Origin of the sequence: Bacillus sp. FSL W8-0920, assembly GCF_038593215.1 — a bacterium.
Classification (GTDB): domain Bacteria; phylum Bacillota; class Bacilli; order Bacillales; family Bacillaceae; genus Bacillus; species Bacillus pumilus.
The window spans coordinates 964,732-980,585 of record NZ_CP151974.1; the positions used below are offsets into that span (position 1 = coordinate 964,732).

Genomic DNA, 15,854 nt, shown 5'->3' on the forward strand with positions numbered 1-15,854 from the left:
AAAAGTATCAGACGAATGAACATGGGGGTACCAGATGCAGGACAAAATCATTAATCGTTTGATAGAAGACGAACATGTGCAGGCACCAGTGATTGGCATCGGTGTTTCGCCGTTTGAACAGCATCATCTTGAGGCTTTTTTTCAATCATTTCCACATGAACTAAATGCCTCTTTTATTGTTGTACAAAATCATGTGACAGGCGATTGTATAACTGATTTGGAAGCACTTGTTTTACCGATTGGCTACCGGGCAAAAACGATTAAACATGGTGAGAAAGTCATGAAGAAGACGATTTATTTTTGTCCACAGCATGCGGTAGTGACGTTAACAGAAGATCAGCGGCTGCACCTATCAGAGCAGCTGCCGGCGTGCATGGCTTGCTCTGTGGACTTGCTTTTTCAGTCTCTTGCCAGCGTTCAAAAGGAGGAGGCATATGCGATTTTCTTTCAAAAAGGTCATTGCGTGGGAAGTGGCTTGCTTCAGTTGGTTGAGCAGGGCGGTACAGTTTTATCGTGCAGTGAGGAAGAAAGTGGTTTTGACACTTTGTATCAACAAACATTCAAAGACCCTTCAACCCTTGCGGCATATATCGCAAATATCATCAACGTCCCGCATCTCGATGAGGCAGATCCTGTTTTACTGAGAATTATTGAACGTCTTGAAATGTATAAAGGCATTGCTTTTTCAACCTATCAAAAGAAAAGGCTGCTATCTGTCATTCAAAAACGAATGAATGTTGCAAAAAAACGGATTTCATTGTTAGCAGAGTACGACTACTTATTAGAAAGAGAACCAGATGAGCTTGACCTTCTGCACGCTCAGCTTCTAAGCGGCATGACATCTTTTTTTAGAGATATGGAGGCTTTTCATGTATGTGAACATCAGATCATTCCGTCGATCATTGAAAATGCGGTGAAAAACGGGAAATCTCGATGCCGTATTTGGATTGCAGGATGTTCGACAGGAGAGGAAGCGTATTCTTTTACGATCTTATTTTTAGAAGAAATGAAGCGAAGACAAGTGACCATTGAACTTCAAGTATTTGCAACAGATATCAACCGGAAAGCCATTCAAACAGCTAGTAAAGGTCTTTACTCAGTAGAGTCTATGGCAAGGATGCCGGAAAAATGGCGGGCGCGATATTTCGAAAGGAAAGGTGACGCTTTTATTGTGAAGCAGTCGCTTAGAAAACATATTGTCTTTGCACCTCACAATTTATTGATCGATTCACCTTTTATCCACCTCGATTTTATCAGTTGCCGAAATGTTCTGATGTACTTCCAGCCTGAAGTGCAAAAACGAGTATTGTCCCGATTCCAATATGCTTTAAAAGATCAAGGGATGTTGATATTAGGGCCAAATGAAACTGTACCCAATATCCCTCGTTTGTTTCATTTGTTCAATGAAAAATGGAACATTTACACCCATTCAAACGTTTCAAAACCACATGTCCCTTGGACACCAGACGCTCGTGATATCGAGTTGAAAGCGCGAGCCGAACAATATATGCAAGAAGTAAGCAAGGATTATGATGCATGTATGGTCATCAATGATAGTGACAAAATCCTGGCAGTATCAAAGGGTGCGTATTCTTTTTTAGATCATACAGAAGTGTCAGATCAATCATGTGAATATGTGACACCAGATTATATGAAAGAGATGCTCAGTCAAACCTTTCAAAAGGTTTGGACAGACGAGACAGAGGTTGTGTTTCAACATGTTCTCATTTCGGAAAAAGGCAGCAAGCAATATGCAGATTTTACCGTGAAAAGTTTTGACCGCCGTTTTAAGGGAGTTTACGTCATTCTCATTCGAATGAATGAGAGAGGAAAAAATCAAAAGAACGGCAGGGACATAGGGATGTCAGATCAGAATTCAGTCTATCAACAGCGTATTGTCGATTTGGAAAATGAACTCAATGAAGTCAAACAAAAGGAGCAGGAGGCAAGGGCTCAATTAAAAGCAAAACACACGCAATTAGAGGAGTTTGAGAAAAAACACGAACATTATATAAATATCATAAACAACTTGAGGGTGACAAGAGAAGAACTGTACAAACCCTCTGTCAAGCCGGAGCTTGCAACGCTGTTTGTGGACAGGGACATGAATATACGCTATTACACTCCTACAGCTGCCTCTTTATTTACTTCTGCGAAAATCAGACATCAGCAATCCTTTCAGTCGATGGCTAAAAAGCTTACGCAGGAAACGCTCTATCATGATATCCAATCCGTCATATCGGATAGGCGCGCGATCGAACGTGAAATTGAAACGAACGAAGGCGAGCAATTCACCGTTCACATCACACCCATCTACGATGAAGAACGTGAAGGAGCAGTGATGACCTGGATTAAAATGACTGAAGTAACGAAAATTAAGCAGTCGCTTCATCTAGCGGTGACGGCACTTGATAACAGCCATATTCATATTGTTGTGGCAACTGAGGAAGGGGTCATCCAATGCGTGAATCAGCGTTTCTGTCAGTTTGTCCAGCAGCATGAATATGACCTGATCGGCAAAGATATTTTTTCTGTCTATCATTCGCTATGTCAATGTGATGATTTAGAGAAACAATGGAAGGTTTGTTTAAGAGAGGGCAGCTGGACAGGTGAACTATACTTTCAAGATTTATCTGGACGTGAACGATGGGAGAGAGTCTCTTTACACCGAATTGATGACCCTGACAAAATGCAGTCAACCGTCATGCGGATTTCAGAGGATATCACCAATCAAAAGCAGTCAGAGAAGATGCTGATGAAATCTGAGATGCTGTCAGCAGTAGGGCAGCTTGCAGCAGGCATCGCTCACGAGATACGGAACCCGCTGACCTCATTAAAAGGGTTTTTACAGCTGATGATTCAAAGTAAGAAGTATCAGAAAGATTATGCAGATGTGATGATGTCAGAGTTTAATCGGCTCGAGTCGATCATTAATGAATTCCTCGTTCTTTCGAGAAGCAAATCGGTGAAATTTGAACCGGTACATGTCAATCTTCTGCTCGAAGAAGTGATCATGGTCGTTGAATCCCAGGCGGTCTTAAAAGGCGTGTCCATTCAGAAAAAGCTGTCTCCGTCGCTCCCTAACATTCAAGGCATTCCGAATGAACTGAAACAAGTCTTCCTAAACATCCTTAAAAACGGAATAGAAGCGATGGATGGTGTGACAGGCGACATCAAGGTGACCTCTCTCATGAAAGATCAGCAAATGATGTTGATCTTTGAAGACCAAGGAAAGGGAATACCAGAGGACGAGATAGGGAAACTCGGTGAACCATTTTATACAACAAAAGAAAAGGGGACAGGCCTTGGTTTAATGATGACCATTAAAATCATTGAAAGCCATGGCGGCACCATTCGTTTTGAAAGCAAAAACTTTGAGGGGACACGAGTGATTATTACCTTTCCGATGAGTTAAAAAAGACAAGTTTTACATGAAATCCATTCAACATCAATATTTACTTTGTACACTATGAGAGATGAAGCACAAAGGGGAGAGGTCTAATGAAACGAATGCTATCTATTCGAATGATTTGTTGTTTGGTTTTGGTGATCTTTAGTTTGCAATCCTTATTGCCTGGTATGTCCGCAGGGAGCGAGGTCAATGCATCTGAAAAGAAAGAAATGGTGTGGAAACAAAAAAAGATTGTGCAGATCAAAAAAGCCCGTCAGCTCATAGGAGAGACCGTGACAGTGAGCGGAATTGTGACAGCAGATCAATCAGCTGTAGGCAATGGGAAACTGTCCACATACATTCAAGACAAATCAGCTGGAATCAATGTTTATTCAGCTCAGCCCAATCACTTCCCAGAACTAAAAGCAGGGATGAAGGTGACAGTGACTGGCAAAATCACGTCTTATAAAGGACTGATTGAAATTGTGCCAGATCAAGGCAGTCTGAAGATAGATGCTGTGAACCAAACCTTGCCAAAGGCGAAGCGAGTGTCTGTGAAGCAGCTAGAAACGGAACAAGCAGGTAAACATGAAGGAAGACTAGTAAAGGTCAAAGGCTATGTAGAGGCAAAACCAGCGCAGCCGGCTGGCGGTGGATACAATGTGGTGATCATCGATAAAAAATATCACAGCACCACTCTGAGAGTGATGGTCGATACGAATGCGATTGATAAAGTAAAGACAGGAAAATGGTACGAGTTTACAGGGGTGTTAAGCAGATATGATACGTTGCAGGTGCTTCCAAGACATAAGGATGATATCAACCTGCTGAAACGCCAGCCAAAGCCGCCAAAGATGAAGAAAGAATACAAAGCAACTGTTGACCGTGTGGTGGATGGAGATACGATTCATCTAAAGAAGCCCGTTCTAGGTACAACAAAGGTGCGTTTTGTGAATATGGACACGCCGGAAACGTATCATCAGCCAAAAAGCGAATTAGACAAAAACCAATTGCGTTTTGGACAGCAAGCGACTGACTATTTAAAAACACTACTTTCAAGCGGTGACCAAGTCACATTAAAGATTGGTCCTGAAGCGAAAGATAACTATGGACGTCTTTTAGCTCAAGTGAAAACCAAAAAAGGGTTAAATACAAATCTAGAGCTTGTGAAAAAAGGATATGCCCCTACTTATTTCATCTGGCCAGTTGGAGATGAAAAGGACTATCATACGTTTCAAAAAGCAGTAAAAGAAGCAAAGGAAAAAGGACTGGGCATATGGAACGAAGCGGACCCTCTGCTGGAACAGCCATTTGAATTTAGAGCACGTGAACAGAAAAAAGGACTGACACGCTATGTTGGTGATTCATCTGTCAAAACCTACGTGTCCCCTGACAAATGGAAAGAAATCGATGTGGATAAACGGGTCTTTTTTGCTTCCAAAGAAGAAGCAGAACAGGCTGGTTATCAGCCGGCAAAGGATGCGGACGACGTACCATTAACGATTTTAAGTTTGAATGATTTACACGGTAAAATTGATCAAGAATACGAATTGGATCTAAAAGATGATGGCAATAAAGGCATGTATGGGCGGATGGATTATGTCGCGGCCTATATGAAGCAAAAACAAGCAGCGCACAAAAATACGATCACGGTCCATGCTGGAGATATGATTGGCGGGAGCTCTCCAATATCTTCTCTTCTGCAAGATGAACCAACCGTTGAACTCATGGAGAACATTGGCTTTGATGTCGGCACGGTCGGCAACCATGAATTCGATGAAGGGGTAGACGAGCTATTGCGTATCTTGAATGGCGGAGATCATCCTAAAGGCACAAAGGGGTATGACGGACAGAACTTTCCGCTCGTTTGTGCGAACTGTGAATACAAGGATACTGGCAAACCGCTTTTACCGGCTTATGAAATCATCGATGTCGAAGGAATCCCAGTCGCATTTATCGGCGTTGTGACCAAGTCAGCCGCAGGAATGGTCATGCCAGAAGGGATTAAAGACATTCAGTTTACAGATGAAGTCAAAGCTGTGAATGAAGCCACGAAGGAACTAAAACAAAAAGGAGTTAAAGCCATAGCGGTTTTAGCTCATATGACAGCCTCTCAAAATGGGGATACGATCACCGGAGAGAGTGCAAAGCTTGCAAAAGAAGGTGATGATGAAATTGACGTCATCTTTGCAGGGCATAATCATGAAGTGGTCAATGGAGAGGTCAATGGAAAATTAATTGTGCAAGCCTTTGAATATGGAAAGGCGATTGGCGAAGTCAATGTGACACTTGACCGTAAAACGAAGGATATCGTCAAAAAGAGTGCGAATATCCAGTATGTAGATCAAGCTGGTATAGAAAAGGACAAGGAAGCAGCAGACATCTTGGCTCATTACGGAAAAGAAGTGGAGCCGATTATTAGTGAGGTTGTTGGAGAAGCCGGGGTCAAAATGGAAGGCGGCTATTCAAATGATGGAGACACGCCGCTCGGTAATTTGATTGCGGATGGTATGAGATATTCAATGAAAAGTGACTTTGCCATGATGAATGGAGGCGGCATTAGACAAAACCTTGAAAAAGGGCCGATAACGTGGGGAGATCTCTTTAATATTCAGCCATTTGGCAACGTTTTAGTCAAACTAGAGATCAAGGGAAAAGACTTAGTAGAGATAATAGAAGCACAAATTTCTCCACAATTTGGACCAGATTATAGCATTTCAGGCTTTTCATATTCCTATGATCCTGTAACATATAAAGTAGTCGACTTGAAGCTGCCAGACGGTTCAGCCGTAGCTCTCGATCAAGCGTATACACTCACTGTGAATAACTTCATGGCAACAGCAACTGGCAGTAAATATGCACCAATAGGCAGGCTTGGGCAAAACCCTGAAACCGGCCCAGAAGACTTAGAAGCCACTGTCGATTTTGTGAAAAGCTTTGAAGGAGCTTCCATTGTGTATCAAAAAGAGGGACGAATTCAAAAAGCAAAACAAGAGGAAAAAGCAGCAAGCTAAAGAGCGTATCATCTAAGAGAAATGTAACAGGCAAAGGAGTTTAAGCATGAAAAAGTGGCTTGCACTGACTGTAATGACAGCCGGGATTGTGCTGCTCGGCTGGGGGATATGGCAAATCGCATCGACTCATCTTCAAACAGCCCAATCATTAGACGAAGCGAAGAAGGTCGTGGCGGACGATCAAGGGATGTCCAAGAAGCAGTTTGCTCCAGAAGTGGGGAAAGCTTCTGGCATCCTGACGATTCCAAAATTAAAAGCAGACCTTCCCATTGTCGAAGGGACGGATGCGGATGACCTAGCAAAGGGAGTAGGACATTACAAAGGCAGTTATTATCCTGATCAAAATGGACAAATCGTCCTTTCTGGCCATCGTGACACGGTGTTTCGCCGGACAGGCGAACTGGATATTGGAGATCAGCTGAAAATCACTGTGCCGTATGGTGAATTTATATATGAAATCACACATACGAAAATTGTTGATCAGCATGATACATCCATCATTACGTTGCAGAATGAAAAGGAAGAGCTGATATTAACCACATGCTATCCTTTTCATTTCGTCGGCAATGCGCCAGAGCGGTATATTATTTATGCAAAAAGAGTGTCTGAATAAAGAAAAAGAGCCTGCTTTTCATACGCAGGCTCTTTTGTTAATGGATGATTTGACTCATGAGCTGGTCCATATCAGGTGGTAGAGGTGCTTCGATGATCAGATGCTCACCTGTAAAAGGATGTTTCATGTCTACTTGCTTGGCGTGAAGAGCACACCTATTGATGTAATCACGAACTCCGTCATATAATGTATCCCCAGCTAGTGGATGCCCGAGACTGCTCAGGTGGACACGAATTTGATGCGTTCTACCCGTTTCTAATTGAAGTTTAACGGCTGTCAGTTGCAGACGTTTATTCATGTCCATGACCTGAAAATGAGTCACAGCTTTTAGCCCATTTGGGGAGATTCTTCGTCTGACTGCATGGTGTTTGTCACGGCCGATCGCTGCATCGATGGTGCCTTTCTTTTTTTTGAAAAGTCCCTCTGCGATGGCGATGTATGTGCGTTTGATTGTTTTTTTAGAAAGCATTTGATCAAGAGCCGCATGGGCTAATCTATGCTTTGCAAAAATGACGGTGCCGCTCGTGTCTTGATCAAGCCTGTGGATATGTCTTACCCGCTTTTCTTCACCATTTGCTTGAAAATGGAATGCCACAAGATTTGCCAGTGTGCCTGTTTGTCCTTGTTCATTCGGATGAGTTGGCCGGCCGGCAGGTTTTTGCACAATTAATAAATGCTCGTCTTCAAAGAGTACCTCTAATTCACCATATTCCGGTGTCACATCACTTTCTTCTGTTTCAAATAAATCAATGATGATCTGATCGCCTTGACTGACTTTAGCTGCGTGATGGGCAGGCTTTTGATTTAAACGAACTTTTTGATGCTCCATCCAAAAGTGAATAATCGGTTTTGATGCAGAGACGGCTGTCTTTAAAAAATGACTGAGTGAAGTGTGATGATACTGCTCGTCTACTTTGAGTGAGAGCGTGTGTCCTTTTATGATCATGATATCCGTTCCTCTCTATGGGTATATATAGGAAACACTTACCTTGGCGAACGCCTTTTTTTCTGTGCTATTCTGAATAAAGAATAACGACAGAGAGGTAGATGTCACGTGAGATTAATGAAAGCTGCTACAGACCTGCAAGAGCAGGCAATTGAAGAAATATCAAAGGATGTTGAAGATCTTCTTTCTCATGCTGTCAATGGACAGCAGCGGGATATGCGTCAAAAAGATCGCTCCCTTACCTTTATTGATGGTGTATATAACGGGACGATGGATGATGCATTTCGTATTTTATCGGGACTTCAGCTATTACATACCATTATTGTAAAACCGAAACGTCATCTCACCAAACGAGATCGTGAGCTATTCGAGCGAAACCGTGAGCAGGTCAACGCCTGCGGCTTTTCTTTTCCGTTTGATCTCGACGATTTTGCCAGCCGTCACCTTCAAAATGCGTAAAAGATGGTGTGAACTTCCTTGTTAACTTACAAGGCACTCGCACATACTATTTTTAAGGGAACGGAGAAACCTTTAAGATCTGTAATACCAAACCCGCTCTTTTTCAACATCGCCTATTTCTCCACGAATCGGAGCGCTTGGATCTCTTGCAGAATGAACCGAACATGGGTAGGAGCCTGACAAAACGGTGCAGGCTCCTTTTATACATAATCATTTTAGCAGACATTCATCTTTGAAAGTCAATTTTATTCACGATATGATAGCATTGAGTATATCTTTAAGACTTTTGTAAAAAAAAGGAGTGGCCTCGTTGGTAAAGGCGATTATATTTGATTTTGACGGATTAATTTTAGATACAGAAACACATGAATATGAGGTTTTACAAGAAATGTTTGCGGAGCATGAGTCAGATCTGCCTCTTTCCGTATGGGGCAAGGTCATTGGGACGCAGGCAGGCTTTAAGCCATTTGAATATTTGGAAAAGCAGCTAGGAAAGACGCTGGATCATGAGACACTCACAGCAGATCGGCGTTCTCGTTTTCAAAAAAGAATGAAGGACGAATCAGCAAGACCTGGTGTAGAAGCTTATTTAGAAGCGGCAAAGGAGCTAGGGATCAAGATTGGACTTGCTTCCAGCTCAGACTATAAATGGGTGTCTGATCACCTGAAGCAGATTGGTCTTTTCGACTATTTTGAATGTATCCGCACGTCAGATGATGTGGAAGAAGTGAAACCAAATCCAGAGCTCTATTTGCAAACCGCACGCTGCTTAGGGATAGAGCCAAAAGATTGTGTGGCATTTGAGGATTCTGTAAATGGATCAGTAGCTGCCAAACGGGCAGGTATGAAATGTGTCATCGTCCCAAACAAAGTGACGAGCACGCTGCAATTTGAAGAATATGATGTCAGATTAGAATCCATGGCTGAAATCGAATTGCTCCAGCTATTCCATCAGCTTGAAAAAGAGGATCAGTAAGGGGGCAAATACATCATGGCAGAAAAACTAGACTTAACGCGGTTTGAAAAAAGAATGGAGATCCGTAATATCCGGGAAGAGGATATTGACCGGATCATTGCCTTGCAAGAGGTATGCTTTCCAGGCATGGATCCTTGGAAACGAGAGCATCTTGAAAGCCACCTTGAGCATTTCCCAGAAGGGCAGTTTTGTGCTGAATTCGAGGGAGAAATCATTGGCTCTTGTTCAAGTTTATTAATTAACTTTGATGAATACGATGATCGCCACACGTGGCAGGACATTACAGATGATGGGTACATCACAAACCACAATCCGGATGGGATGAATATGTACGGAATCGAAGTCATGGTGAGTCCTGAATACCGACGAATGAAAATTGGACATCGCTTGTATGAAGCAAGAAAAGACTTGGCAAGAAGATTAAATTTAAAAAGCATCATCATTGGCGGGCGCATTCCGAACTATCATAAATACCAAGAGGAAATGACGCCTCGCCAGTATGTGGAGCAGGTGATGCTTCACCAAATCTATGATCCCGTTTTATCTTTTCAGCTGTTAAATGAATTTAGTCTCATGCGGATCAATCCCAATTACTTGCCTGATGATAAAGCATCCAGCACATATGCGACGTTAATGGAATGGAACAATGTCGATTATCGCCCGCAATCGAAAAGATATTTTAAATCGGCGTTCCCTGTTCGAATTTGTGTGATTCAATATGCGATGAAACAAATTCACTCCTTTGAAGAATTTATGAATCAGGTCGAGTATTATGTGGATGTTGCATCAGATGCATCAGCTGACTTTGCGGTATTCCCAGAAATTTTCACGACGCAGCTCATGTCTTATTTAGAAGAGCGGTCACCTAGTCTTGCCGTGCAGCGGATCACGGAATATACCGAGGACTACATTAATTTGTTCACAGACCTTTCTGTGAAATATAACATTAATATCATCGGCGGTTCCCACTTTGTAGAAGAAGAAGGGAAAATCTACAATATCGCCTATTTATTTAGACGTGATGGAACGATTGAAAAGCAATATAAGCTTCACATCACGCCGAATGAAAGAAAATGGTGGGGGATTTCAGCTGGTGACCAGGTCCGGGTATTTGATACGGATTGCGGCAAAATTGCGATCCAAATTTGCTACGATATTGAATTTCCTGAGCTTGCACGGATCGCAGCTGACAAAGGAGCGAAAATTATTTTCACTCCGTTCTGTACAGAAGACCGCCAAGGCTATTTAAGAGTACGTTACTGTGCACAGGCGAGAGCGGTTGAAAACCAGATTTATACCGTCATCTCTGGAACAGTTGGCAACCTTCCACAAACCGAAAATATGGATGTTCAATATGCACAATCGGCTATATTTGCCCCATCAGACTTTGAATTTGCAAGAGATGGGATTGTAGGAGAGTGTAATCCAAACATTGAGATGGTTGTCGTTGGGGATGTCGATTTAGAAATTTTAAGAAGACAAAGGCAAGATGGGACCGTACGTCAGCTGAAAGACCGAAGAAGAGACGTGTACCATATTGAATATAAGAAATAATGAAGGAAGCGCCTATCGTTGAGGCGCTTCTTTTTGATAACATATTTTTTTCAATTGCCAAAGGGATGCTGAAGAAAAAGCTGAATATACTGAAAGGAGATTATGTGTTCAAAAAGGAGAGGAACATGGGGCGACAATCTAAACATCTGTATATCAATTTGCCGGTAAATCATGTGAAGGAATCTATCGCTTTTTTTGAGCAGCTGGGCTTTGAATTTGAGCAGCAGTTCACGAATGATCAGGCGGCCTGTTTGGTCATTGATGACACGATCACCGTCATGCTGTTATCTCTTAGGCATTTTCAGTCCATTTCAGAGAAACAATTAGTGGATGCAAAAAAAGCATCAGAGGTGATCATCTCTATGCGCGTTCATTCACGAGAAGAGGTCGATGAGCTTGTCGAGCAGGCAATGGCAGCAGGCGGTTCACCGTTTAAGGAAAAGCAGGATCATGAGTTCATGTATGGATGGAGCTTTCAGGATCTTGATGGTCATTTGTGGGAAGTGTTTTATATGGATGAGGAGAGAAGCGGCCTTTCATAAGGGTGCTTCTTTTTTATTGTTTATCAATGGTATGATAATGAGGAGCAGAAGGAATCTGGAATTCAACTAAAGAAAAGTAGGTGCATCATGGAGTTTTTACTTGTCTTACTGCCAGTGTTCGGCATATTCCTGATCGGGTATATCGGGCAGAAGGCGATTGGTTTTGACATACATACGCTCTCATCAATGTCTTTATATTTAATGTCACCATTTCTTGCGTTTGAAACCTTTTATCAAAACAAAGTGTCGATGGACTATGTGTATTTATCCATTTTTGTTGTCGGACTTTGTCTTGCACTTATTTTATGTGTCTTTATTTTATCTCGTATTTATGGTTATTCGAATGAAACGTATTGCGCCATGATTCTGTCGTCAGCCTTTATGAACAATGGAAACTATGGCACGCCTGTTGTGCTGCTAGTCTTCGGAGCAGCAGGCTTGGACATTGCGATCGTGTTGATGGTACTGCAGCAGCTTGTCATGAGTACAATCGGCATGTATTATGCAGCAAAGGGCGGAGAGGATGCGGGAGATGGAAAGGTCGTCTTGAAAAAAGTACTGCGTATGCCAGTTGCTTATGGGGCACTCATCGGTCTATTATTTCAGCTGATTGACCTTTCATTACCTAAAGAGCTGATGACGGGTATTCAGCTTGTGGGGAATGCTGCCATTCCGACGATTATGCTTATTTTAGGTATGCAGCTTGCTGTGATTTCTTTTAAGCAAGTGGATTATCGCAATATTTCTTATGCTGTATTGCTGAAGCTGTTTATCTCCCCACTCATTGCATTTGGCTTTACGCTTATTTTACCGGTAGATGATATGGTGAAACAAATTATGATCTTAGTGGCAGCCATGCCGACAGCAGCAAATACCACGCTGATGGCTGTACAATTTCGAACGAAGCCTGAGTTTGTCTCAAGCACGACATTTCTCAGTACAATCTTAAGTATCGTGACATTACCAGTTTTATTATGGATTTTATCCATGCACCCTCTGGGATAGGGGATAGGCGGCAAACAAAGGGGGACATATGAATGAATGTAGATGTTCATTTCCAAGTGAGTGACGTGTTGAAAACGAAGCATTTTGCGCATGCAAAAGTGTTAGCAGGGGAAAAAGGATTGTTTCGGCAGGTCAAATGGATACATGTGTTAGAAGTGCCTGATGTAGAGGATTTATTAAATGGAGGCGAGCTTATATTAACAACAGCCGCAGGCTTCCATGACCAACTGGATGTGTTTCAAGCGTTTTTACGACAGCTGATTGATTCAGGAGCAGCCGGCTTGTGTATTGAATTTGTTCCGCTAAGATTCGAAGTGCCGGAAGAATTACTGACCTATGCAGAAGAGAGAGATTTTCCGCTTATTCTGTTTACAAAAGAAGTGAAGTTCGTCAACATCACGCAGCATCTTCATACGATGATGATCGAGCGTCAGTATCAAATGATGGCTGATTTAGAAGCACTGTCATCAAAGCTAAATGAGCTTTTGCTGACCCCGCATCCGCAGATGGATATTTTGGATCAAGTGTATCAGCACGTAAGGGGGATACTTTTACTCCTCCCTGTTCAGGGCGAGCCGATTATTTTATGTGATTCTTCCAAACAAACCGAAGAACTGGTCATGAATTATTTGCAGTTTGCTTCCGTGCCAAAAGGATACGAAGTGACACAAAAACAAGTGCTTGCGCTCAAACAAACATTTGCAGATCTTGTGCTCATTCATCAAGCGGACACGCTCTCTGAATTCGAACTGCTTGTAATGGATAAAGGAGCGAATGCTCTAGCCCAGCAAACATTAAGAGAGCTTTATACAGAAGAGCTGAAGAAGACAAAAGAAAATGAATGGCTGCAAAAATGGTTTCAAGAAGAGCATACAGAACAAGAGATCATAGAGCACCTCGAAGAAACAGAAGGGGTGAAAAAGCCAACTGGCTGCGTAGTCTTGCTGTTTCAAAAACATCATCAAATTGAACAAATCACAGGGAATCTTTACTTTCTTGTCTCTTGCCGCTCCATTTTTCAGCGTGCTGGTTTCCATCTGATTGCATATGAGCATCAAGAACAAACCTTGTTTATTTTATTAAACACGAGAAAGAAAGAGGACTGGAAAGAGCGTGCAGAAAAGGCTGCAAACGACATCAAACAATTGTATGACCGGGAGCAGCCCCGAGGGGCCGAGATCAATTTTGGTATCGGGCAATATTGTGAAAAGTTTCAGCACATGAGAAAAAGCTTTCAAGCAGCCAAAGAAGTGCTGCATTTAAAAAAAGTGATGCCTCAGCGGGTGGAAAGTCCATTTTATCAAGATCTACATATGCTCCGTCTCATGCCTATGATGAAGGAAAGCGGTCTGCTTGAATGTATGGTGAAAGAGTATTTAGAGCCCGTGATTGTATACGATAATCAAAATAGCGGAAGACTCTATCAAACGCTAAATATCTTTTTACAGACAAACGGTTCTAAAAAAGAAACCGCAAGCCAGCTCTATATTGTTAGGCAAACCCTCTATCATAGACTGGATAAACTGCATGCCTTGCTCGGTGAGGATATGATGCAGGCGCCGAAACGACAGGCGCTTGAATTTGCGATTCTTGCCTATGAATTCCTGCAAGGAAATCGACGTTAGCAGAGTGTGCTCCATTTTGCCAAGGCATCAAGAAAAGTGTCTTATGCTGGTGCTCAATCAGTTGACGATCTGTCTAATGTAATCGGCCTGACCCCTTTTTTATAATGAAAGTAACGGATTGGTTCTCTCTTACGGGCGGCCTGGTTCCAGTTTCATATGCCTCACGTTTCATCCATATAATGAATGGAGAGGCAATGTGCTGCTGAATTGGTCTAAGCTTCTTTAATGATGAAAACGGATACATGGGGGCGGGAAGATGAAAATACATGAGCAGGCTCAAAATCTTCAGGCAAAAGATGATCAGTTGATCTGGCATCAAATGAAAGGAACAAACAAGGAAAATGAAAGTATGGTCATTCACGAGGCAGAAGGCGCATGGGTGACAGATATTCATGGAAATCGTTATTTAGACGGGATGTCAGGCCTTTGGTGTGTAAATGCCGGATATGGCCGGAAAGAGCTTGCAGAAGCGGCGTATAAGCAATTAAAGACAATGCCTTACTATCCGCTTACACAAAGCCACGTGCCGGCGATTCAGCTGGCTGAAAAGCTAAATGAGTGGCTTGGCGGGGACTATGTCATCTTCTTTTCTAACAGTGGCTCTGAAGCCAATGAAGCTGCATTTAAAATGGCCAAACAATATCATACGCAAAAAGGAGAAAGTACTAGGACAAAGTTTATCTCCCGGTACCGGTCGTATCACGGCAATACAGCAGCGGCTCTTGCCGCAACCGGTCAAGCGCAGCGTAAATATAAATATGAACCATTGGGTCAGGGCTTTATTCATGTCGCACCGCCTGATGTGTATCGTCATCCTGAGGATCAAGAGAATCTGGCAAGTGCTATGGCAATAGATCAGGCCATGACGTGGGAACTAAGTGAGACGATAGCTGGGGTCATTATGGAGCCGATCATTACGGGCGGAGGTATCCTAATGCCGCCAAAAGGGTATTTGAAGAAGGTCAAAGACATCTGTGAAGCCCATGGAGCGCTTCTCATTGTAGATGAGGTCATCTGTGGATTTGGCCGGACAGGGAAGCGGTTTGGTTTTATGCATGAGGAAGTAAAGCCGGATATTATCACCATGGCAAAAGGGATCACAAGCGGTTATTTACCGCTTTCTGCAACGTGCGTGAAACGAGAAATCTATGAAGCCTATGCAGGAGAAGATACGTATGACAGGCTGCGTCATGTGAATACATTTGGCGGTCACCCTGCTTCCTGTGCGGTGGCACTTGCCAACCTAGAGATTATGGAAAACGAGCAACTAGTGGAACGGTCCGAGACGCTCGGCCGGGATATGCTTGAACGTTTGCAAGAGTTAAAAGAACACCCTTTTGTTGGAGATGTCAGAGGAAAAGGATTGCTGTTTGGCATTGAGCTTGTTCAGGATCAACAATCCAAAAAACCAGCTGAGCCACATGTCGTCGGTCAATTGATTGCTGAATGTAAAAAACGCGGACTGATCATCGGGAAAAATGGGGATACAGTGGCGGGCTATAATAACGTTGCCCAGCTTGCACCGCCGCTTAATATAACAGATGATGACGCCTCATTTATCATCAATACCTTAAAAGAAAGCATAGCACAGCTATAGCAGAGAGACTTCTCTGCTTTTTTTATGGAATAAAAGTTTGCTTTCCATCATTTTGAGCTAGTTCTCTGAAGATGATGTGAGATGAAATCGGTATTGGGCACACTAGGTGTATTGAAAAATAGAAGAGTTTCA

11 protein-coding genes are annotated in these 15,854 nt (G+C 42.7%); 10 read left to right on the forward strand and 1 reads right to left on the reverse strand.

Features of this window, described 5'->3' with window-relative positions; genetic code table 11:
• Nucleotides 1-34: 34 nt before the first annotated feature.
• From NSS78_RS04685 to NSS78_RS04695, 3 genes are all read left to right on the forward strand, one after another.
• A complete protein-coding gene (locus NSS78_RS04685; protein WP_327840211.1) occupies nucleotides 35-3,415 on the forward strand; it encodes a CheR family methyltransferase in 3,381 nt (1,126 codons plus the stop codon).
• An 86-nt stretch (nucleotides 3,416-3,501) separates the two neighbouring features.
• Nucleotides 3,502-6,405: a 5'-nucleotidase C-terminal domain-containing protein gene (locus tag NSS78_RS04690; RefSeq protein ID WP_327840209.1), complete on the forward strand. Its 2,904-nt coding sequence runs from the start codon at nucleotides 3,502-3,504 to the stop codon at nucleotides 6,403-6,405.
• Nucleotides 6,406-6,451: 46 nt separating this feature from the next.
• Nucleotides 6,452-7,018, forward strand: coding sequence for a class D sortase (locus NSS78_RS04695; RefSeq protein WP_003210961.1), 567 nt, complete (start codon nucleotides 6,452-6,454; stop codon nucleotides 7,016-7,018).
• Between the two features lie 37 nt (nucleotides 7,019-7,055).
• Here the strand turns inward: NSS78_RS04695 and NSS78_RS04700 are convergent, their stop codons facing one another.
• Nucleotides 7,056-7,964, reverse strand: coding sequence for an RluA family pseudouridine synthase (locus NSS78_RS04700; protein ID WP_137054859.1), 909 nt, complete (start codon nucleotides 7,962-7,964; stop codon nucleotides 7,056-7,058).
• A gap of 108 nt (nucleotides 7,965-8,072) precedes the next feature.
• On the opposite strand from NSS78_RS04700, the gene NSS78_RS04705 reads away from it, so the two are divergent.
• The 7 genes from NSS78_RS04705 to NSS78_RS04735 all read left to right on the forward strand — a co-directional run bounded on the left by NSS78_RS04705 (nucleotide 8,073) and on the right by NSS78_RS04735 (nucleotide 15,722).
• The gene (locus NSS78_RS04705; protein ID WP_003212251.1) at nucleotides 8,073-8,423 is read left to right on the forward strand and encodes a DUF5365 family protein; all 351 of its coding nucleotides are present in this window, start codon (nucleotides 8,073-8,075) and stop codon (nucleotides 8,421-8,423) included.
• Nucleotides 8,424-8,733: 310 nt separating this feature from the next.
• Nucleotides 8,734-9,399, forward strand: a complete 666-nt coding sequence (locus NSS78_RS04710) for an HAD family hydrolase (protein WP_212046127.1) — start codon at nucleotides 8,734-8,736, stop codon at nucleotides 9,397-9,399.
• 15 nt (nucleotides 9,400-9,414) lie between these two features.
• Nucleotides 9,415-10,953 carry a bifunctional GNAT family N-acetyltransferase/carbon-nitrogen hydrolase family protein gene (locus tag NSS78_RS04715; RefSeq protein WP_106032291.1) on the forward strand — a complete coding sequence of 513 codons (1,539 nt, stop codon included), beginning with the start codon at nucleotides 9,415-9,417 and terminating at the stop codon, nucleotides 10,951-10,953.
• A 125-nt stretch (nucleotides 10,954-11,078) separates the two neighbouring features.
• Nucleotides 11,079-11,495, forward strand: coding sequence for a VOC family protein (locus NSS78_RS04720; protein WP_050945474.1), 417 nt, complete (start codon nucleotides 11,079-11,081; stop codon nucleotides 11,493-11,495).
• Between the two features lie 87 nt (nucleotides 11,496-11,582).
• The gene (locus tag NSS78_RS04725; protein ID WP_003212117.1) at nucleotides 11,583-12,500 is read left to right on the forward strand and encodes an AEC family transporter; all 918 of its coding nucleotides are present in this window, start codon (nucleotides 11,583-11,585) and stop codon (nucleotides 12,498-12,500) included.
• Nucleotides 12,501-12,532: 32 nt separating this feature from the next.
• Complete coding sequence (locus NSS78_RS04730) at nucleotides 12,533-14,125, forward strand: PucR family transcriptional regulator (RefSeq protein ID WP_212046125.1); 1,593 nt, start codon at nucleotides 12,533-12,535, stop codon at nucleotides 14,123-14,125.
• A gap of 256 nt (nucleotides 14,126-14,381) precedes the next feature.
• Nucleotides 14,382-15,722 carry an aspartate aminotransferase family protein gene (locus NSS78_RS04735; RefSeq protein ID WP_212046124.1) on the forward strand — a complete coding sequence of 447 codons (1,341 nt, stop codon included), beginning with the start codon at nucleotides 14,382-14,384 and terminating at the stop codon, nucleotides 15,720-15,722.
• Nucleotides 15,723-15,854: the final 132 nt, after the last annotated feature.